The organism is Pseudomonas sp. WS 5411, assembly GCF_012985595.1.
Classification (GTDB): Bacteria; Pseudomonadota; Gammaproteobacteria; order Pseudomonadales; family Pseudomonadaceae; genus Aquipseudomonas; species Aquipseudomonas shahriarae.
Genome location: NZ_JAARMC010000012.1, coordinates 1 through 20492, shown reverse-complemented (window position 1 = coordinate 20492; position 20492 = coordinate 1). Strand labels below are relative to the sequence as shown.

At 60.5% G+C, this 20492-nt stretch carries 21 protein-coding genes; 10 read left to right on the top strand and 11 right to left on the bottom strand.

Annotated features, from left to right (window positions below; all coding sequences use genetic code 11):
• Nucleotides 1-50: 50 nt before the first annotated feature.
• On the top strand, nt 51-302 hold the full coding sequence (gene oprI / locus HBR93_RS17115) for an outer membrane lipoprotei OprI (RefSeq protein WP_003172710.1): 252 nt from the start codon (nt 51-53) through the stop codon (nt 300-302).
• Between the two features lie 133 nt (nt 303-435).
• On the opposite strand, the gene HBR93_RS17110 is transcribed toward oprI, so the two are convergent.
• Genes HBR93_RS17110 through HBR93_RS17100 form a run of 3 tightly spaced genes read right to left on the bottom strand, consistent with a single transcriptional unit; the run spans nt 436 to nt 2421 of the window.
• The gene (locus HBR93_RS17110; protein ID WP_057439189.1) at nt 436-1404 is read right to left on the bottom strand and encodes a L,D-transpeptidase family protein; all 969 of its coding nucleotides are present in this window, start codon (nt 1402-1404) and stop codon (nt 436-438) included.
• A gap of 58 nt (nt 1405-1462) precedes the next feature.
• Complete coding sequence (locus tag HBR93_RS17105) at nt 1463-1759, bottom strand: hypothetical protein (RefSeq protein ID WP_029297976.1); 297 nt, start codon at nt 1757-1759, stop codon at nt 1463-1465.
• Between the two features lie 56 nt (nt 1760-1815).
• Nucleotides 1816-2421, bottom strand: coding sequence for an arylesterase (locus HBR93_RS17100; RefSeq protein ID WP_115127846.1), 606 nt, complete (start codon nt 2419-2421; stop codon nt 1816-1818).
• Between the two features lie 10 nt (nt 2422-2431).
• On the opposite strand from HBR93_RS17100, the gene HBR93_RS17095 reads away from it, so the two are divergent.
• Both HBR93_RS17095 and HBR93_RS17090 read left to right on the top strand, forming a co-directional pair.
• The gene (locus HBR93_RS17095; protein WP_057439231.1) at nt 2432-3115 is read left to right on the top strand and encodes an ABC transporter ATP-binding protein; all 684 of its coding nucleotides are present in this window, start codon (nt 2432-2434) and stop codon (nt 3113-3115) included.
• The gene (locus HBR93_RS17090; RefSeq protein ID WP_169960738.1) at nt 3115-5625 is read left to right on the top strand and encodes an ABC transporter permease; all 2511 of its coding nucleotides are present in this window, start codon (nt 3115-3117) and stop codon (nt 5623-5625) included. Before HBR93_RS17095 ends, HBR93_RS17090 begins: the two co-directional genes overlap by 1 nt.
• 45 nt (nt 5626-5670) lie before the next feature.
• Here the strand turns inward: HBR93_RS17090 and greB are convergent, their stop codons facing one another.
• Nucleotides 5671-6144 (bottom strand): transcription elongation factor GreB, encoded by a 474-nt coding sequence (gene greB, locus HBR93_RS17085; RefSeq protein ID WP_057439191.1) that lies wholly within the window; start codon nt 6142-6144, stop codon nt 5671-5673.
• Nucleotides 6145-6281: 137 nt separating this feature from the next.
• Nucleotides 6282-7445 (bottom strand): hypothetical protein, encoded by a 1164-nt coding sequence (locus tag HBR93_RS17080; RefSeq protein ID WP_169960737.1) that lies wholly within the window; start codon nt 7443-7445, stop codon nt 6282-6284.
• Nucleotides 7446-7756: 311 nt separating this feature from the next.
• Between HBR93_RS17080 and HBR93_RS17075 the strand changes: the two genes are divergently transcribed.
• The 3 genes from HBR93_RS17075 to HBR93_RS17065 are packed head-to-tail and all read left to right on the top strand — an operon-like array spanning nt 7757 to nt 11213.
• Entirely contained in the window at nt 7757-8683 is a 927-nt protein-coding gene (locus tag HBR93_RS17075; protein ID WP_115129376.1) for an ABC transporter ATP-binding protein, read from the top strand.
• The gene (locus HBR93_RS17070) at nt 8680-9405 is read left to right on the top strand and encodes an ABC transporter permease (RefSeq protein WP_057439193.1); all 726 of its coding nucleotides are present in this window, start codon (nt 8680-8682) and stop codon (nt 9403-9405) included. Before HBR93_RS17075 ends, HBR93_RS17070 begins: the two co-directional genes overlap by 4 nt.
• Nucleotides 9406-9419: 14 nt before the next feature.
• Nucleotides 9420-11213, top strand: a complete 1794-nt coding sequence (locus tag HBR93_RS17065) for a Gldg family protein (RefSeq protein WP_169960736.1) — start codon at nt 9420-9422, stop codon at nt 11211-11213.
• A 21-nt stretch (nt 11214-11234) separates the two neighbouring features.
• On the opposite strand, the gene HBR93_RS17060 is transcribed toward HBR93_RS17065, so the two are convergent.
• The 3 genes from HBR93_RS17060 to HBR93_RS17050 form a co-directional block, all read right to left on the bottom strand.
• Nucleotides 11235-11543 (bottom strand): hypothetical protein, encoded by a 309-nt coding sequence (locus HBR93_RS17060; protein WP_057439194.1) that lies wholly within the window; start codon nt 11541-11543, stop codon nt 11235-11237.
• A 247-nt stretch (nt 11544-11790) separates the two neighbouring features.
• Complete coding sequence (locus tag HBR93_RS17055; protein WP_057439195.1) at nt 11791-12225, bottom strand: DoxX family protein; 435 nt, start codon at nt 12223-12225, stop codon at nt 11791-11793.
• A 104-nt stretch (nt 12226-12329) separates the two neighbouring features.
• Complete coding sequence (locus tag HBR93_RS17050; RefSeq protein WP_057439196.1) at nt 12330-13751, bottom strand: transglycosylase SLT domain-containing protein; 1422 nt, start codon at nt 13749-13751, stop codon at nt 12330-12332.
• Between the two features lie 235 nt (nt 13752-13986).
• On the opposite strand from HBR93_RS17050, the gene HBR93_RS17045 reads away from it, so the two are divergent.
• The 3 genes from HBR93_RS17045 (at nt 13987) to HBR93_RS17035 (ending at nt 16878) form a co-directional block, all read left to right on the top strand.
• Nucleotides 13987-14793: a TatD family hydrolase gene (locus HBR93_RS17045; RefSeq protein WP_169960735.1), complete on the top strand. Its 807-nt coding sequence runs from the start codon at nt 13987-13989 to the stop codon at nt 14791-14793.
• 96 nt (nt 14794-14889) lie between these two features.
• Entirely contained in the window at nt 14890-16371 is a 1482-nt protein-coding gene (locus HBR93_RS17040; protein WP_169960734.1) for a methyl-accepting chemotaxis protein, read from the top strand.
• A gap of 144 nt (nt 16372-16515) precedes the next feature.
• Nucleotides 16516-16878, top strand: coding sequence for an Mpo1-like protein (locus HBR93_RS17035; protein ID WP_104911974.1), 363 nt, complete (start codon nt 16516-16518; stop codon nt 16876-16878).
• Between the two features lie 7 nt (nt 16879-16885).
• Here HBR93_RS17035 and HBR93_RS17030 read toward each other — a convergent pair whose 3' ends face one another.
• The 3 genes from HBR93_RS17030 to HBR93_RS17020 all read right to left on the bottom strand — a co-directional run bounded on the left by HBR93_RS17030 (nt 16886) and on the right by HBR93_RS17020 (nt 18920).
• Nucleotides 16886-17683 carry a thioesterase family protein gene (locus HBR93_RS17030; RefSeq protein ID WP_057439199.1) on the bottom strand — a complete coding sequence of 266 codons (798 nt, stop codon included), beginning with the start codon at nt 17681-17683 and terminating at the stop codon, nt 16886-16888.
• Between the two features lie 101 nt (nt 17684-17784).
• Nucleotides 17785-18546, bottom strand: coding sequence for a CHAD domain-containing protein (locus tag HBR93_RS17025; protein ID WP_057958917.1), 762 nt, complete (start codon nt 18544-18546; stop codon nt 17785-17787).
• Nucleotides 18547-18641: 95 nt separating this feature from the next.
• Nucleotides 18642-18920 (bottom strand): hypothetical protein, encoded by a 279-nt coding sequence (locus HBR93_RS17020; protein ID WP_029300795.1) that lies wholly within the window; start codon nt 18918-18920, stop codon nt 18642-18644.
• 216 nt (nt 18921-19136) lie between these two features.
• On the opposite strand from HBR93_RS17020, the gene HBR93_RS17015 reads away from it, so the two are divergent.
• Nucleotides 19137-20174, top strand: coding sequence for a patatin-like phospholipase family protein (locus tag HBR93_RS17015; protein ID WP_057439200.1), 1038 nt, complete (start codon nt 19137-19139; stop codon nt 20172-20174).
• The last annotated feature ends 318 nt before the right edge of the window (nt 20175-20492 follow it).

Genomic DNA, 20492 nt, shown 5'->3' with positions numbered 1-20492 from the left:
TCACTCTGAGAAATTAGCCATTAATTAGAAAGTCCTTGAAGGGGAACACGATGAACAACGTTCTGAAATTCTCTGCTCTGGCTCTGGCCGCAGTTCTGGCTACCGGTTGCAGCAGCGTCTCCAAAGAAACCGAAGCTCGTCTGACTGCAACTGAAGACGCAGCAGCTCGCTCCCAGGCTCGTGCAGACGAAGCCTACCGTAAAGCTGATGAAGCTCTGGCTGCTGCTCAAAAAGCACAACAGACTGCTGACGAAGCTAACGAGCGCGCTCTGCGCATGCTTGAAAAAGCTAGCCGCAAGTAATAATCCTTCGGGGTTGTTATCTAGCCGATCCATTTTGGATCGGCTTTTTATTGCCTGGGATTCGGCTACGGATCCCAGGCAATAAAAAGCCCGCCAGGGGCAATCCGTGGCGGGCTTCGATGGGAGACAGGCGTTACTGCTGCAGATCGACCGGCATGCTGCTGACCATCGGCGCCGCGCCCGGTTCGCCAATTTGCGCCGGCAAACCATCTTCGGCCGCCACCACATCACGCACTTGATCCCAATCGACCCGCAGGTTATTGGCCAGGTCTTCGCGCTTGAGCATCGCATTGATGACTGCCGTGTGCTTGTCGACCACCGACGGCGTGCCATCGTCGTTCAACGGCGCATGCGCCTCCAGATAGACCTTGCCGCCGCTGATGCCGAATTTGTAGGCGTCATTGATGATCCGCACCGACGTGCCCACCGGAACCATCTTGGCCATCTCCAGCACGTTGTTGTTGAACATGCGGAAGCAACCATGACTGGTACGGGTACCGATACCGAACTTCTTGTTGGAGCCATGAATCAGGTAGCCCGGCGTGCCCAGGGTAAACTTGAATGGCCCCAGGGGGTTGTCCGGACCTGCCGGCACCACGTTGGGCAGCGGGTCACCGTCTGCTGCGTGTTCGGCCTTGATCGACGCAGGAGGAGTCCAGGTCGGGTTGGGTGTCTTGGCAATGATGCTGGTGTGGGCAATCGGCGAACCCCAACCCTCGCGACCGATCCCCAGCGGGAAGGTGTACACCACGTCCTGGCCCTTGGGGTAGTAGTACAGACGGTACTCGGCGAGGTTGATCACGATGCCTTCGCGGGGCCCCGGCGGCAGGATGAAACGGGTCGGCAGCACAATCTCCGCGCCGGTGCCCGGTAGCCAGGCATCCACGCCGGGGTTGGCCGCGACCATCTCCGAATAGCCCAGGTCGTAAGTCACGCCCAGGTCGGCAAAGGTGTCTTCGTACTTGGCCTTGATCACCTGGACCTCGCCGACAATGTCTTCACCCGGCGGTGGCAGGGGCAGTTGCAGAGCCGCAACAGGACCGGCTGCACATAAGGCAGCGAGAGACAGGCAACGGGTGACGACAGGCAGACGCGACAACATCCGGAAAATCCTTCGCAGATCGACGGGGGTAAATGGCGATTGTAGCGTGTAGCAGCCCTTAAAGCTCGAAGCGCAGTTCAGGCCAGATAGGCGGTGTGCCACGCTTTTGCGATTCGAGAATCGCCCGGCACAAGGGGCACAGGCGCTGGTCCTGGAAGATCGAGCGATCCACCGAAGACCAGCGTGGCTGGGCCGGCAGCAATGTGCCGCAGAGCGTACGGTCGATCGTGCCGCCCAGCTCCAGCTGACGTGTTACCAGGTGCACCTTCACTTCCTGGCAGGCGAACAGATCCAGCTGCTCGTCAGGCTCGATCAGTTGGTAGGCAAATAGGGACCAGGCAGGACGCGACGACATCGGGGGCTCCAAATCGGGGGCGCCACCTTAGCCGAAAGACCGCTGCTAGAAAAGCGTCATAACAGCGGTTTTAGCGTCGGCCAGACATTTTCCAGCAACTTCGCCTGGGCGCCGACTGCCGGGTGCAGTTGATCCGCCTGCATCATCTCCGGATGCCCCCCCACCCCTTCAAGAAAAAACGGTACCAGGGGAACGTTTTTTTCCTTGGCCAGCACGCCATAGACTTCGGCAAATGCCGTGGTGTAGCGCGGGCCATAATTGGGTGGCAACTGCATCCCCAGCAGCAACACCTTGGCGCCACCGGCCTTGGACTGGTCGATCATCGACGCAAGATTTTGTTGCAATTGTGCCGGGGGCTGTCCACGCAAGCCGTCGTTGCCGCCCAACTCGATCACCACCACGTCCGGCTTATGCTCTGCAAGCGCCGCCGGCAGCCGCGCCAAGCCTCCGGCACTGGTGTCGCCGCTGATGGAGGCGTTGACCACTTTATCGTCGAAACCCTCCTGCTTGAGCCGTTGCTCCAGCAGTGCCACCCACCCTTTGCTGGTATCCAGGCCGAAACCGGCACTGATACTATCGCCAACGATCAGGACAGTACCCGCCGCTGCGTTCTGGGCCATGCACATCAGGGCCAGGCCAGCACTCAAAAACCATATTCGCATCGGATTCTCCATGGGCGCATGCATTCTCACCGCGCAGAACCTTAGCAAAGTGGTTCCCAGCGCGGAAGGTGAACTGACCATCCTGCACGAACTGAGCCTGGAACTGAACAAGGGCGATAGCCTGGCTATCGTCGGCAGCTCCGGCTCGGGAAAATCCACGCTCCTTGGCCTGCTGGCCGGGCTCGACCTGCCCAGCAGCGGTGAAGTCACCCTCGCCGGCCAGGCCCTGAGTGTCCTGGACGAAGATCAACGGGCACGCATCCGCGCCGAACACGTCGGCTTTGTGTTCCAGTCTTTCCAATTGCTCGACAGCCTCAATGCCCTGGAAAACGTCATGCTGCCCCTGGAGCTGGACGGTCGCAAAGACGCCCGCGAACGCGCCCGGCACTTGCTCGAACGGGTCGGCCTGGGCCAGCGCCTGACTCACTCGCCCCGCCAGCTCTCTGGTGGCGAGCAACAACGAGTGGCCATTGCCCGTGCATTCGCCGCCGAGCCGGACGTACTGTTTGCCGATGAACCCACCGGCAACCTCGACAGCCACACCGGCGAGCGCATCAGCGACCTGCTGTTCGAGCTCAACAAAGAGAACGGCACCACCCTGGTGCTGGTGACCCACGACGAGCGGCTGGCCCATCGCTGCCGACGCCTGATCCGCCTTGAAGCCGGCCAGATGGTCGAGCCCCTGGAGCCTTGATGGCACGTTTGCCGCTGTTGCGCCTGTTCAGCCTTGCCCTGCGCCAATTGCTGCGCGATGCCCGCGCCGGTGAGTTGCGCGTCCTATTCTTCGCCCTGCTGGTGGCCGTAGCCGCCAGCACGGCCATCGGCTACTTCGGCGCACGACTCAACGGCGCGATGCTGTTGCGCGCCACCGAGTTCCTTGGCGCCGACCTGGTGCTGGAGGGCAGTTCCCCGGCCCGGCCCGAGCAGATAACCAGTGGCACGCAACTGGGCTTGGCACATGCCAGGGTGGTGGAGTTTTCCAGCGTCATCGCCACCGACAACGGTATTCAGTTATCGAGCATCAAGGCGGTCAACGAGCAGTACCCGCTGCGCGGCCAGTTGAAAAGCGCGGCCGAACCGTTCGCCGAAGACACCCCGGGCGGCGGGCCGAAATCCGGCGAAGCCTGGGTCGAGGCCCGCCTGCTGACCGCACTGGACCTGAAAATCGGCGACAGTATCGACGTCGGCATGAAGACCCTGCGCCTGGCCCGCGTACTCACCTATGAGCCGGATCGGGCCGGCAACCTCTATAGCCTCACCCCGCGGGTGATGATCAACCTGGCCGACCTTGAGGCCACCGGCGTGGTGCAGCCGGGAAGCCGGGTCAGCTACCGCGAGTTGTGGCGTGCGCCGCCAGCCAGTGTCGCGCTGCAAACCTACCGCGACCAGATCACCCCAGGGCTGGCCGCCAACCAGCGCCTGCAGGATGCGCGGGACGGCAACCAGCAGATCGGTGGTGCCCTGGGCAAGGCCGAGCGCTACCTGAACATGGCCAGTCTGGTCGCCGTGTTGCTCTCCGGCGTGGCCGTGGCCCTGTCGGCCAACCGCTTTGCCAGCCGCCGCTTCGACGCCAGTGCGCTGCTGCGCTGCCTGGGTCTGTCGCGACGGGAAACCATGCTGCTGTTCAGCCTGCAACTGACCGTCCTGGGCTTGCTGGCGAGCCTCGCCGGTGCAGCTCTGGGCTGGTTCGCCCAACTGGGCCTGTTTTACCTGTTGAACGACCTGCTGCCGGCAGACGTGCCACCCGGCGGATTGCTACCGGCCGTCGCCGGCATCGGTACCGGCCTGGTGGCCCTGGCCGGCTTTGCCCTGCCCCCTCTTGCAGCCCTGGGCCGAGTGCCGCCGTTGCGGGTGCTGCGACGCGACTTGCTGCCGATCCCCTCCAGCACCTGGATGGTGTATGGCGCGGCGCTGTTTGCCCTGGGCCTGATCATGTGGCGCCTGAGCCTGGATCTGGTGCTGACCTTCGCCCTGCTGGGCGGCGGGGTGATCGCCGCGCTGCTCCTCGGTGGCCTGCTGCTGTTGCTCTTGCAAAGCCTGCGCCGCCTGCTGGCGCGTGCTGCCCTGCCCTGGCGCCTGGGGTTGGGCCAACTGTTGCGCCACCCGCTGGCGGCGGCGGGCCAGTCCCTGGCGTTCGGCCTGATCCTGCTGTCGATGGGTTTGATCGCCCTGCTGCGTGGCGAGTTGCTGGACACCTGGCAGAACCAACTGCCCAAGGATGCCCCCAACTATTTCGCGCTTAACATCCTGCCGGCCGACAAGGACGCCTTCGGTGCCCGCCTGCTTGCACTGCAGGCACAGGCCGCGCCCTTGTATCCGGTGGTGCCGGGACGCCTGATCAGCATCAACGGCGAACCGGTGCAGGAAATTGTCAGCAAGGACTCCAGTGGCGATCGGGCGATACAGCGAGACCTGAGCCTGACCTGGGCGGCCAACCTGCCCCCTGGCAATACCCTGACATCGGGCACCTGGTGGGCGGATCAGCCGAGCGATGAAATACCGGGGGTCTCGGTCGAAGCCAAGGTCGCCGAAAGCCTCAAGCTCAAGCTCAACGACCACCTGATCTTTACCGTTGGCGGGGAAAACCGTGAAGCCCGGGTCACCAGCCTGCGGGAGATCAACTGGGACAATTTCCAACCCAACTTCTTCATGATCTTCCAGCCTGGCACCCTGAAGGACCTGCCGGCCACGTACCTGACCAGCTTCTATCTGGCCGCCGGCCATGACCAGCAGATCGTCGACCTGTCCCGGGCCTTCCCGGCCGTGACCATCCTGCAGGTCGAGGCGCTGCTGGCCCAACTGCGCAGCATCCTGGCCCAGGTCACGCTGGCCGTGGAATACGTGCTGCTGTTTGTCCTCGCGGCAGGCATGGCGGTGCTGTTCTCCGGCCTGCAGGCCACCCTGGACGAACGCATCCGCCAGGGCGCCTTGTTGCGCGCCCTGGGCGCGGAGCGCAAGTTGCTGGTCAAGGCCCGTCGTATCGAGTTCGGGCTGCTGGGCGCGGTCAGCGGGTTGCTGGCGGCACTGGGTACCGAGCTGGTGACCCTGGTGCTGTATCGCTACGCATTCGACCTGGTCTGGCACCCTCACCCATGGCTGCTGGTGCTGCCAGTGATCGGTGCAGTGCTGATCGGTGGTGCCGGGGTGTTCGGTACACGCCGCGCGCTGAACGCCAGCCCACTGGCGGTACTGCGCGAAGGCTGAAACAAAAATGGCCCGCTTCCTCCTTGAGGAGCGGGCCACTCACAGTTACTTGATGTATTCGATACCTGTGATCCACCAGCACATTTCGCCATTTGGCGTCTGCACAATGGCCTCATCGTCCACTTCTTTGCGCAGCAAGGCCCTGGCCATGGGGGAGTCGATGGAGATGTAGTCCATGCGCTCATAAATCTCGTCATAACCCACGATGCGAAAACGCTTGGTCTCGCCCTGCTCGTTCTCGATATCCACCCAGGCGCCGAAAAATACCTTGCCCTCCTGCTCGGGCATGTACTCCACCACCCGCATATCTTCCAGGCGCTTGCGCAGGTAACGCACCCGGCGATCAATTTCACGCAGCAGCTTCTTGTTGTACTGGTAGTCGGCGTTCTCGCTGCGGTCTCCCAGCGAAGCAGCCCACGTCACCTTGCGCGTTGTATCAGGACGTTTTTCTCGCCACAGGTAATCGAGCTCTTTTTTCAGTGCCTCATGACCTTCTTTGGTAATCAGCTTGGTACTCAAAAGCGTCACATCCCCAGGAAATATCCATTGGTTCAAACCCCCTCTGCATCAGCCAAGGATGCATTGGCTGCCTGACGGCAATCGGCCGGGTCTGATGATAAATGAACGCCAGAAAGTAGCCAGGCCTGATTCCCCGGTCAATCGGCACCAAGCAATTTACTGGATTGCTGCTCAACATTTTCCACAGGAAACAGGGTGCCATCCAGGCGATAAAGCAGTGCCTTCAAGTCGCCCCTGAAGCCCGACAACTGCCCCAGCCCGGTCGCCAGTTGCTCAGCCTGTTGCTGGGATGCCCGGTCCTGCGCCTGTAGCCTGAACGACTCGTCTTCCATCTGTTGAGCCCAGCCCTCCAGGCGGCGTTGTTCTGCCTGCTGCAACTGCGCATCCCGGGCCAGGTGCTCCTCACGGCTATTCAACGCTTCGGCTCGCTGCTGCAAAGCAAGCTCCTGCGCGGCCAACTGTTGATTGGCCTGCTCCAATGTGGCCTTTTCCCGTAGTAGCTGGTCCCTTTGCAGTTCAAGCGCCTCCTGCTGCTGGAGCACTGCGCGTTTCTGTTGCGTCAACTCATGCGCCACACGGGCAAGATTGGTCAGCGTGGTGTCTACTTCATGCAGGGACGACTGATCCGCCGCCACGACTGGCGGGACGACTGCGGGCGGTGCAACAGGCTGCGGCTCCGGGGCCTGCGGTGCAGGTACCTCCTGTGCCTCCGGTTCCTTCGGCGGCGGAGGCAATGGCTCAGGCAAGACGACCACTGGCTCCTCATGGAGCTCCTGCGTCATATCCTCACGATTTGCCGTACCGGGTGGCGATACCATTTTTGACGAGAAGCGAATAGACGGCACAATCAACTCGGTGCTCTCTATCGCGGGCAGACCAATGACTGAAGTGCCCAGGGTGATCACCTTCATCACCAATGCCTTCTTGATCATCAGCGAGTGGTGATCCTCCGGTCGGGCCGTCGGTAGCTTGCTGCCCTTCAGGTCAATGAAATGATAAGGCACCTGGGGCCCGGCGGCATTGCCCCCAGATGCCGTGGCAAGGGTGATGATCTGCTTGAGGACGCTCATTGCCAGTTGCAGGCTCTCCTTGGACTCGATGCTTCCAAGAAAATACCGCTCGGACTTTTTGCGCAACGCGGCGATGTAGACCCGAGAGCTTCCGGGCTCAACCTCCTCGTCCAGACTGTAGACAAGAAAGTTCGAAGCAATTTGCGGTATCGCAAAACAACAGAGCAACGCACCGTTAACGGGGGAATCATGACCAGAGTGTTCAAGAACAAGAGTACGTAGAAGCATCATGAGTGTCGGACTCCATTACCGTAGTACTTCATATACACGCCATTTTTCAAATCAAAATCAACAATCCTGCAAAAACAACGCAATTGTTTCAGCGAGTGATTGAGGCACATGTAGGACTTACCTTATTCAAGCGCTTTAGCGTTTCCAAGCGCCCCTATTGAACGTACCATTTTTTAACAAAGCCGCACCTGAAACACTTGATCAATACTTTTCATTTTCCACCCTCGGCAATTCTCAACCTGAACACACAGGCTTATTGAGCCCCCTGCATATTCAGCATGCCCCGGCAAACAACCAAGCAGAAAAGCCTAATGATCGAAATAACCAATCTAACAAAAAAAACGGGACGAGCGATTGCCATCGACAATATGACATTCAGTGTCCGCCCAGGGGAATGCCTGGGGTTGTTCGGACACGATGGCGCTGGCAAAAGCACACTACTGAAATTGCTCTCAGGCGCAACTCCCGCAACTTCCGGCAATATAAAAATACATGACATAGATATCGCGACCCATCCGATAAGGGCAAAAAAAATAATAGGCTACCAGCCTGAATTCGCCCTCAGCCACGGCAATATGAAGGTAAAAAGCTTTCTGGGTTTCATGGCCGAAGTTCGCGGACTTCGTGGCCTGGAAAAGCGCAAGATGGTTGACCGCGCCATCACCCGCCTGGAACTTTGGCGAGTACTTGACTCACCTGTCGCAGCCCTTCCCCCAGGGCACCGGCGCAAAGTCGCGCTGGCCCAGGCCATCCTGCATGACCCCAAGCTGCTGCTGCTCGATGAACCCACAGAGGGCCTGGACACCCTGCAAAAACAGAAGGTCGGCACCCTCATCCAGTCGTTGACCGAAGACATGACGGTCATTGTCGCCTCGCGCAACCCCGAGGAATTCTCCTGCATCTGCCAACGGGCGCTGGTCCTGGCCGAGGGCCGGTTGCTCGCCGACGCCCCTGTCACCGAGCTGCAGCGTAGCTCGCGCCATTACCAGGCAATCACCCTGGCCGCCGATACCCCCCTGGACCTATTGGCGCTGGCCGTGCTTCCGGGGGTGGCTGGCATCGAAGAAGACCGGCACGCCTACGGCAGCGTGACGGTACTCGCGATGCCAGGGCAGGTCATCTATCCCCACATCAATGCCCTGGTCGCCAACCGTCGCTGGAAGATCAATACCTTGAGCCTTGAGCCGGGACGCCTGAGCGACGTCATCCACCACTTGAGCCAGGAGGCACCCAATTGAAACGTCTACCCGTGATATTCAAACGGCAACTCAACAACTACTTGTCGAGCCCGGCCACCTATTTTGGCGTCGCTATGTTTCTGATTACTAACACCACACTAGGCTTTTATGTAGGAAACTTCTTAAACGGAAATCCGACAGACCTTCACGCCTTCTTCCAGTTTCACCCCTGGCTTTATCTTTTTTTCATTCCATTTATTTCCACACTGCTCTGGTCGGATGAGCACAACGAAAATGCACGCTCCTTTACAAATACCTTGCCGGTCTCGGCCCTCGAACTGACATTGGGCAAGTTCCTGGCCGCTTGGACCGTTTGCGCACTCACACTCGCCTTGGACTTCCCACTGGTCATCATCATTAACTATCTGGCCATGGCGGACAACTCAACCATCCTCGGCCAATTCATAGGGAGTTGGTTACTGGCAGGCGCTTATCTCTCATTCTCCTGCCTTGTCTGTGTAGTGGCCTATAATCGCCTGATTATTTTCGGCATCACACTCGCGTTATTATTGCTCACCAGCACTTTATCGTCAGTGCTGGACATGCTGACCCATCAGGCCCCTATCTGGGTGATCGACAGCTTGATTTCACTCAACCCGCGGGTACGTTTCAGCGCGATAGACAGTGGCCTCCTGACCCTGCATGACACGTCGTACTTCATAAGCATGATCATCGCTTTCCTCACCGCAACCACCCTAACTTTAAACTTCAGAAAAGGCTGAGAAAGGAAATCCCCATGAGGAACCTTATAAACTTCGGCGTGACGTTGAGCGTCATCGCCCTGCTTTTTCTCGCCTTCAATCTGGTATGGGTACTGAAACTGCCCAACTATCGACTGGACCTTTCAGAGAAAAAAATCCACACCCTGTCACCTTCGACCGACGCCCTGCTCGCGGCACTTGAAACCCCCATGGATTTGTATTTTTTCAATGGCAGCCATCCCCGCAAAAGTGACGCCCTGAACAACCATGGCGAGTACATTGCCCTGCTGCTCAAGGCCTATGAAAGTGCGTCGAAAGGCAACGTTACGCTGCACCTGATTGATCCAGCCCCCTTTTCAGAGGACGAGTACAAGGCTGAGTTACTGGGCCTGGATAGCCAGCAAGGACTGTTTGGACTCATCGGCACCCGTGCCAACCATGAGCCGCAGAAAATCGAACGATTCGACCCCGCCCAGGCGAGTTTCCTGGAATATGAGATCAGTCGCCTGATCCACAACGTCGCCCGCGAGGAGCAACCCACCATCGGCCTGATCTACGAATTAGCCATGGACGGCAACCTGAATGGACGCCCCCAGGAAGCCACGCCGCCGTGGCAGTTATTCAAGGAAATACGCAGCCAGTTCAATCTGATGACCCTGGGCAGCGACACCTCGCGCATCCCCGCTCACATCAAGACCCTGATGGTGGTCCAGCCCTCTCGGCTGCCGGAACAGGCACTATTTGCCATTGACCAATTTGTCCTGGCGGGGGGAAAGCTGATGATGTTTGTCGACCCCTTGAACGATCAGGACTCAACCGCCGACACCACCGGCCTGCAAACCCTGCTCGCCGCCTGGGGCGTGCAGATGCCGGCGAATAAGGTATTGGCGGACAACCTCTATGCAACCCCGGTGGTCGTGACCAGCGGCCAGCCGCCCGTGCGTCATCCCGGGGCGCTCACCCTGCCCCGAGAAGCGATGGCGCAACAGGACGTCAGCACCTGGGGCGTTGACAGCGTGACACTGTTGAATCCAGGCACACTCGTGCCGCTGAAAAAAAGCCGCACCACATTCACCCCGCTGCTCCAGAGTTCCGGGCAGGCCAGTACGTTCGATGGGGTACGCTTCACTCAACCGGACGAATTCGCCTCCATGATTGGCGAGGCCGTCAGTCGTGGCCGGCCGAATGTGATCGCAGCCCGTATCGAAGGGCCCGCCTACTCCGCATTCCCTGACGGCAGCAACGGCCAGAAGGCCACACTGCAAAAGGCGACCAATATCCATGTAGTGGTGGTCGCCGATATTGACATGCTCAGCGACCGCGTCTGGCTGGCCGCACGCAATGCCAACGGACAGAAAGCGCGGCGCCCGGGCAATGCCCGGTTTGTCTTGAATACATTGGATAACCTGTCAGCACCCGACACCCTGAGTGCTATCAGCCCTCGTGCAAGCGACCGGCAACAGCCCGGGTTGCTGGACAGGCTGCGCCACGAGGCTGCGCAATCCTACCGAAAAAAGGCTGCCCTGATGGAGCAACGGCTGGCCCAGACGGAAAAGGAATGGCGGTTGCTGAACACGCCGCCCTCCATGCTGGAGACTCAGGCCATCTCTTCAAATACGCTGTTGCAAGCGCTAAACAAAGAGCGCCTGCGATTACGCATGGAGCTTCACACCCTGCAAAAAGAAGCCTACAAGAGCGTCCGCCGGTTGGAACTCGCTGTGGTGGTACTCACGACGATCACCGTGCCACTGATAGTGAGCCTGCTGGGCCTGGGGATCTTTATCTCGCGTCGCCGTCGCCAACATCCACCTGCCGCAGCGTTCTACTGAACGTGGTTCTCTCAGCCTCGATTAACGCCGGGTAATCAAACCCTGGCGCGCCACGCGGGTCAGGTGGTGAATAAACTCGTTGGCATCCTCAGCGTTCGGCGCCTGGATTACCGCCAGGTCAAAGCTGTTTGTGGCAAAGCGCGCCAGGGACTCGCCATCTTCGACAAACTGGATCAGGAACGCCGAAGGTCGGCCAGTCCGCCGGGGCCAGCCATCCAGGTAACGCAGCAACGTCGGCTGGTGCTTGCCGCCAAGGAGAATTTTCGGATTGCGTTGAGTCAGGCCCGCAGTGATCGGGGCCAGGCGTACAAGAGGTCGTAGTGCATTCATCGTGTCGTGTCTCTGCCTCAAAAGTCTGCGGGCAGGTGAGAGGCAACACCGAACCAGCGCTTTAGCGGTATTTCGAAACCTGGAGCAGGCTTCTGTCGGGACTGCAGCGAGTCCCTGTGGCGCCCCGCAATTAGCTGTTTAAATCGGCGCATGCAGCATCCTAGAGAAGCCGGTGGGGCAGTGTCAAGAATCCCGTACAACGAAAAAGGCCCGCGCGAGGCGGGCCTTTAACAGGTGAGCTGCGCGATCAGTTGGCGATGGCGCGGTCGGCAGACAGCTTGCCAGCACCTTCAAACAGCACCGCCACTGTGCCGCCCAGCAGTGCCAGGGCGAACTCATAGCCGTTGTTGGCCATGAACAAACCGTTGCTGATATGCACCGAGAAAATCGCCACCAGCGACACGATGGTCAACCCCAGCGCCGCCGGACGTGCCAGCAGGCCAATGATCAGCGCCAGGCCGGCGAAGAACTCAGTACCGCCCGACAACAATGCCATCAGGGTACCCGGGGCCAGGCCGATGCTCTCCATCCACTGCGCCGTGCCCGCCAGGCCGCCGCCGCCAAACCAGCCAAAGAGTTTTTGCGAACCATGGGCGGCAAAAATGATACCGACAAAAATCCGCAGGACAGTCAGGCCATAGCCGGCACGGGTGGACAGGAGGTTTTTGATCATTGGGCTCATATTGCTAATCCTTTTCGATGAAGGGGGTTGGTTGGCCGCTATATTAATCAGTTTAGATAATGATAAAAGCCGAAAAAAGCGCTAATCAATATCTAATAATTAGATTATTTGCGTGAGACGATCTTGGACGTCACCGGCTCCAGGGAGTCCCGTTCCCGATCAAAGGCCAAGTAGTACTTGTTCACGCTATTAACATAGCTGACGCCGCCCATTCCGACCTGCTCCATGGCGATGCGCTCGACCTGGAAGAACCACTGATTAGGGTTCAAACCCCGGCGGCGCGCCTCGGCACGCATGCCCTGCACCCGCTCCGGCCCCATGTTGTAGGCCGCCAGGACGAACGCCATACGCTCGCGCTCGTTCAGCTTGGGGCTGGCGAAGAACTTGCGGCGAATCAATGCCAGGTAACGCGCCCCTGCCTGCACATTGCTGTCCAGGGTCTGGATATTGTTGACCCCCACCCGCTGGGCCGCTGAAGGGGTGATCTGCATCAAGCCCGTCGGCCCGCTGCCGCTTTTCGCGGCGGGGTTGAGGGACGATTCCTTGAAGGCCAGGGCCGCCAGGTTCAGCCAGTCCATGCCTTGTTCCCGGGCGTGTTTCTGCAGGACCGGGCGCAGTTTCTCCAGGCGCTGGCGATCAGCCCGCGCCAAGGGGTAGCGCACCTGATAGAGACGACGATAGATGCGCTGGAAGGCCACGTCCTGGTCCGACGGAGTCTTGTAGGTTTTCAGGAAGCGGTCGATGCTCGCCCGCAGCATCGAGGCATCCTGGCGCACGAACCAGTACTCCTCGCCCGGCTCGCTGATCGCCACTTGCTTGTCGAAACGCAGCTTGGGCAGGATCTTTGACCAGCGCTCGGCAATCGGCCGCTCGACAATGGTCAGGTGGAAGATCCCCGCCTGGACCATCTCCAGCACATCTTCCACCGCCAGGCTGGGGTCCACCCATTCCACCTTGACCGGCGGCAGCTTGCGCAGTGCCAGCTTCTGATTGATCTGGTTGACCGCCTCCCCCGCTGCGCTGCCCGTGGTCAGGGCCAGGGTGCGCCCAGACAACTGCTCGAGCCGGGTAAACCGCCGCTCGCCCTTGAGGCCCACCAGCCACAGCGGCACGTCGCTGGCAATCGGATCACTGCTGCTGATTTTGTGCGCCCCCGTCGTATCCAGCAGTTCGCCGGGCGCCACCAGGTCACCTTCGCCGCGGGCCAAGGCCCCCAGCAACTGATCCTTGGCCTTGGGAATGATCTTGAGGTTGATTTCCTGGCCGTCGCGGGCGCGGCCGTTGAGGTAGTGTTCGAAGGCGCGCAGGCGGTGGTACTCAACACCAATCGACTGGCCCTGGACTTCACCGGAGCTGTTGCGGCTCTGGTTGACCAGCACCCGCAAGGTGCGGCTGCTGCGGATTTCTGCCAGGTCACGGACTTTGCCCGACTTGGTCACTTCCAGCGGCCCGTCCAGGCGCGCAACCGCCGCCGTGGGCAGCAGCAGCGTCAGGCACACCATAAGCAATGCCGAGGGTCGGATCATCCGCTCTCCGGAAAGAACAAGGCCCCATGCACCGCGAAAAACGCCGCATTGGGGGACAGAAACAGAGCGCCAGAGGCGCAGACTTTGGGCGCAAGGGTGGCACAGCAGCAGGCCTTCGGCCAACCACGGTGTGACTTGCGACGTTCAAAGACAGCGATAACTCGTTGTAGTTCTTGGTTTTTATTATAAATCTACAGCTCTGATAGACTTTCCGGCCGCAGGCGGAGATAGCACCATGCAACTCATTGATATTGGCGTCAACCTGACCAACTCCAGTTTCGACGACAAACACCAGGCCGTGCTCGACCGCGCCTATGATGCCGGCGTGGGCCAATTGGTCGTCACCGGCACCAGCGTGCAAGGCAGCGAACAGGCCCTGGAGCTGTGCCAGCGTTGGGACGAAAGCGCCCGACGGCTGTTCTCCACCGCCGGTATCCACCCCCATAGCGCCAGCGATTGGAACGCCGACAGCGCCCGGCAACTGCGCGACCTGCTCAGCCAGGAGCGGGTACGTGCCGTGGGTGAATGCGGGCTGGACTTCAACCGTGACTTCTCGCCCCGCCCCCAGCAGGAAAAGGTCCTCGAAGCCCACCTGGCACTGGCCGTCGAATTGCAACTGCCAGTGTTTCTCCATGAACGGGACGCCAACCAGCGCCTGCTGGAGATCCTGCGCGATTACCGCGATCAACTGCCCGCCGCCGTGGTGCACTGCTTCACCGGCGAACAACGCGCGCTGTTCAGTTATCTCGATCTGGACCTGCATATCGGCATCACCGGCTGGATCTGTGACGAACGGCGTGGCACGCACCTGCACCCACTGGTCAGGGAAATCCCCCGGGGCCGCTTGATGCTGGAAAGCGATGCGCCCTACCTGCTGCCACGCACCCTGCGCCCCAAACCGAAGAACGGGCGCAATGAGCCGGCCTATCTGCCGGAAGTCTTGCGCGAAGTGGCCCTGCACCGAGAAGAAAGCCTGGAAGACCTGGCCCAGCACAGCACCGCCTGCGCCCGTGCGTTTTTCGGCCTGCCTGTGCCGGATTGACGCGGTGCATTGACCCATATCAACACCCCTTTTCCGGATAGCGGCACAATACTGGCACCTTGCCAATACTGTTTCCGCTATCAGAGAAAACCTTCCATGGGTGCCTGGCTTAGCAATATCTCGCTGAAGTACAAATTCTGGGCCGTGAACGCGGTCGCTTTCATCACCACGCTGCTGCTGGTGCTGTATGCCGTGCAGCTTGAACAACAGGCCCGCAGCCATGCCGCCCAAGCCTCGGCACAAGCCCAGGGCCGCTTGCTCAGCGCCTGGCCGGCCGGGCAGCCGCTGCCCCAGGGCGAGCACTGGCTGGCGTTTGCCCGGGGCCAGGCGCCCCAGTTGGCGGACCAGGACCTGTCAGCCCTGAGCGAAGCCAACGGTTGGGTCGAGTTCAATCATATGCCGCTGTTCGGCGAAAACCCGTTGCTGGGCGCCGAAGTCATCTCCCGCGCCGGTGGCCAACAAGTCGCCGTGCTGGCCTATGCGCCGAGCCTGAGCCAGGTGTTTACCGAGCGCTTTACCAACTACGCGGTGGCGGTGCTGATCCTGATGCTCGCCATGCTCTGTGCCTCGCAACTGTTGATCCGCTTTTTGCTCGCCCAACTCAACACCTTGAAAGACGTGATGCTGCACGTAGAGAAAACCGGCGACCTCTCGGCCCGCGTGCCCCTGGCGTGCAAGGACGAGGTCGGGCAGATGGCCAGTGCCTTCAACGCCATGCAGGCCGGCTACCAGCGGGTGGTCAGTACGGTAGCGCGCACCGCCAAACTGTTGGATGACGGCGCGGCACGCTTGGCCAGCAGCATGAATGAAGTGCAGCACGGCATGCTCGGCCAGCAAAGCGAGACCGATCAGGCGGCGACCGCGATCAATGAAATGACCGCCACCGTGTATCACATCGCCCAACACGCCGGCGCCACTCGCGACTTGTCCCAGACCGCCGACACCCTGGCCGGCAGCGGTCAGGAAGTGGTAACCCGGGTTCAGCGCTCGATTGCCGGGCTGTCCACCGGTGTGCAGCAAACCGCAGAAATGATCCAGAAGCTGGCCGAGGACAGCCAGAAAATCAATGGCGTGGTTGGCGTGATCCACAGCATTGCCGAACAGACCAACCTGCTGGCCCTCAACGCCGCCATCGAAGCGGCCCGCGCCGGGGAAATGGGGCGCGGCTTTGCGGTGGTGGCCGACGAAGTGCGCAACCTGGCCAAGCGCGTGCAAAGCTCCACCGATGAGATCACCCGCATGGTCTCGGCCTTGCAGGCCGGCACCCGGGATGCGGTGGACTTTATGCAGGAAAGCTCGTTCAAGGCCGACAACTGTGTGCAGCAGGCCCAGGAAGCCGGCGCTTCACTGGCCGAAATCACCAGCGCCGTGGCGCAGATGCGCGAGAGCAACACGCAGATTGCGGTGGCTGCCGAGCAGCAGAGCCATGTGGCCGAGGAGATGAACCGCGCGGTGGTGAGTATTCGCGATGTCACGGAAAACACCGTGCAACAGACCGTGGATTCGGCGACCACCAGCAATGAACTGGCAACCCTGGCCGGCGAGTTGAGCAAGGCCATCGGCCAACTCAAACTGTGACGGTTGCCCGCCGATCCGCCAGCGCCTGCCGCTGGCGGATCGATCAAAACGCTATAACCCCCATAGCCAACCCCAATTCGCCGCCCCTGCCCGCCCGACCTAAACTCTGTCCATCGAGTTTCAATGGACAGAGGATTTATCATCATGGGCAAACGTCACCCCAATCTCCCGGCCTGGCAATGGCGCGCCTACCCGCAGAATCATCAGCACCCGACCAACCTGGTGTTGCACCTGATTGCCGTGCCGCTGTTCATCGTCGGGTTTCTGCTGATTGTGTCCGGCGTGTTCAGCCTGAGCCTGGCCAGTTTCGCCATCGGTGTGGTCGGCGTACTCGCCGGCCTGGCGCTGCAACGCCACGGCCATAGCCTGGAAGCCCAGGCCAGCGAGCCGTTCAGTGATCGTAAAGATGCAGTGCAGCGCCTGGTGGTCGAGCAGTTCGTAACCTTTCCGCGTTTTGTCCTCAGCGGTGGCTGGTGGCAGGCCTGGCGTCAGCGCCACCGCCACTGAGGCCGGGTCAGGCGAAGACCACCACGGTCTGGCGGCTGATAGCGATCAACTGGCCGTCAGGCCCCCACAACATCGCAGCAGCATGGCCATAGCCGTCGCGAGCATGCTCGATCTGGACGTGGTACTGGCACCAGTCCAGGGTCGTCAACTGTGCCAGGGGCTGGATGAATTCGATGGTCCAGGTCAGGGTGCTGCCGGGTGCCGGCTTCTTCAGGTGCGGTAAGAGCGCCGGCGGCCAGGCATCCACCAGCGCGAGGATATGGGCTTCGGTCAAAGGCTCTTCTTTCACATCCCCCCGCAAGCGCACCCAGCCGCCCATTTCCCGGGATTTATTGCCGGTGAACGGCAAGCCACCGACGCTCCAGCGCATCGCCAAGTGGCGCATGAACTCAGGCGTCACGCCTTTGATATAGGGCAGTTCCTGGCACTCGTCCCAATGTTTGAAAGTCGGCGCGGGCAAGGCCGGCACGTCGATCTCTGAAGGCCGCGATGCGCCGAAGCTGGCCTGGGCCAGGGTCATCACTTCACCGTCCTGCACCACCCGCCCCAGCAACTGGCTGACGGCCTTGCCTTCGCGCAGTACTTCGACTTGATAACGGGCGGATACGTCGGGCGCCACGGGCCCGACAAACGTCACGGCCAACGAACGCAATGGGCGATCAGCCGGCACCTGGGCACGCAACGCTTCGTATTGCAAGGCGGCAACCAGCCCGCCAAACGTGGCGCGCCCCTGGGCCCACTCGGCCGGAATAGACACGTCCAACGGGTTGTTACGGGCAGCGTCGAGCAAATCACTAAAGCGCATGGCGACCTCACATCAAGAAAACCGATGAGCGATCTTAACCAGCGCGCCAGCCCGGTACAGCACTTATTCCGGCCAAATACCCAGACAGATAAGCCGCAGGCTCAGAAACAATCCGCCGCCAGCTTGTCGAGTACCCGATCGGCTTTGCCTTCAGCTTCGGCCATGGTGCGATGCCAGACTGCAACGCAAGGTTGCAAGTCTGCCTGGAGCCTGGCTTGCGCCAACCATTGCCAGCAGTCGTGCCAATCGCCCAGGGCGCCTTGGGCGGACTTGAGACGGGACATGGCCTTGGCCGGTACCTGGCCCAATTGCGGATAGGCCTCGGCCGCGTAGCGCACGCGCTTGATCAACAAACGCAGGCGATGGCGGTCGTGGTCGGGATCGTGCAACGCCACCTCGAGAGCCTGCCATTGTTTGCCCAGGCGTTTTTCGATACGGGCGCGCAGGCGCTTGAGTAGTTTTTGATGCTGGGAGGCGCGGATAAATCGCGGAAAGGCGGCCATGATCTGCAACAGCTGCGCCAATTCCGCGCTCTGGGCCACCTGCCGATAAGTCTGCGGCTGCTGGCGCAGACGCCGGGCCGCCGCTTCGTGATGGCCATGTTGCTGCAGGTAGGCCGCCAGCACTTCGCGGTCGCGCAGCGGCGTGGTCAATTGGCCGACCGCGCTGGCGGCGGCCTCCAATTGCTCGACGCCGGGCAGCCCGCGCAAAGGGCGCAACAGGCTGCGCAGGCGGCGCACGGTGGTGCGCAGGTCGTGCAGCGCCTCGTCATCGGTCACCGCCGCCAGGCGCGCCTGACAACTCAACAATCCGACTTCCAGGCCGATGACCTGGGCGACTAACTGATCCACCAACGCCGACATGCTGTTTCCCCTGTCAAACAACCGCCATACACCCGCACAAAACAGGCGCCTGGGACCACCTTAACCACTCCAACAACGCGTTACGCTGACGCGGATCAACGGCCCGCGCGCGACTCACGAATATAGAAACGGGCTTTTTCCGCTTTGCTGGCACAGCCTTCGAACGCTTCGAATTGCTGCTGGGTCTTGGCGCCAGTCAGCAACGACAGGGCCTTGGAATAGCTGACCGTACCGGCAAAACCTTCAGCCTTGGCCAGGTCCAGCTCGTGCCAGGCGGCATCCAGCTGGCTGCCGCAGCTATCACGATAGGCCGTTTTGCCGGCACAACCGGCCAGAGCCAACACAATCACAGGCAAACACATCCAGGCTTTCATCAATGACACCTCAAGAAAAGAAAACAGTCGTGGGATGTAGACGTTGCCTACATCGAAAAGTGCCTTATCACACAGCCTGAAATGCCCAGTGCTGATAGCCAAAGCATACCCGAGCAAATAGCTCGGCTTACGAAAATTATCGTTCTGCTCCGCTAGGATTGAAGCAGCCCCCTGCTTGGGTGCATTGTGGACAGCTGTTTTACGAAGGATCCAGTCATGAAAAAACGCGTTGCATTGGTCCTGGGCTCAGGCGGAGCAAGGGGTTACGCCCATATCGGGGTGATCGAAGAGATTGAAAAACGCGGTTATGAAATCGCCTGTATCGCCGGCTGCTCCATGGGAGCAGTGGTGGGCGGGATCTATGCTGCGGGCAAACTGCAGGACTACCGGAACTGGATCGAAAGCCTGGACTATCTGGACGTGCTGCGCCTGGTGGATGTGAGCTTTCGCCTGGGGGCGATACGCGGCGAAAAAGTCTTCGGGCAGATCCGCAAGATCGTCGGCGAGATCAATATCGAAGACCTGCGCATTCCCTACACGGCGGTCGCCACCGACCTGACCAACCAGCAGGAAATCTGGTTCCAGGAAGGCTGCCTGCACCAGGCGATGCGCGCCTCGGCAGCGATCCCCAGCCTCTTCACCCCGGTGATGCAAGGCAACCGCATGCTGGTGGATGGCGGCCTGCTCAACCCGCTGCCTATCGTGCCGGTGGTGTCGAGTCATTGCGACCTGATCATTGCGGTCAACCTCAACGCCACCAACCAGAAACACTACACCCTGCCGGTAATCCAGCGCCCGCCGGCGTTCAAGAGCCGCTTCGACAACCTGGTACGTTCACTGGGTTCCCATCTGCCGTTTCGGCGCAAGCAGGCCGAACAATTATTGTTGCTGGAACAGGAAGCGCTGCAGGCGCAGGCCGCCGATATCAACCCCTGGCTCGAAGGCGCCGAGCCGGAAGCCCAGCAACCGGCCGCAGCCCCGGAAACCGCTGGCGCCCCCAAGTCGGCAACCGGTTCGTTCATCATCGACAACGTCGGGCCGGCGTCGCTGCTGGATTTGATCAACCAGAGTTTCGAGGTGATGCAGACGTCGTTGGCCCAGTACAAAATTGCCGGCTACCCGCCGGATGTGCTGATCAACGTACCCAAGCGCGTGTGCCGGTTCTTCGAGTTCTACAAGGCGCCGGAATTGATCGCGCTGGGGCGGGAGATTGCCAGTGATACGCTGGATCGGTATGAGAGTGAGCAGAGTTGAGATCTTCGCTGGGGCTTGAGGCGCTATCGCGGCATAGGTATCTACACAACTCTTTCGTGGTTCTTGGGGTTGTGTACATATCCGTTGCTGCGGTCACGGCGGCTATTGGTTCCGCCCTTACGGCGGCTCACTTTTGGAAAAGAGCCCGGAGTGCCGGCCCAGCCAAAAGTAACCAAAAGGGCTCTTACCCCACCACTCGGCACCTCGCCTAGGCTCGGTGTGCCCGTCATCCGACATTGATTTGGGGGGCAGCGTGGTTTAACGGGACGCCTAAGATCAAAATCACAAGCAAAGCGAGGCGGCCTGACAGCCGACCTG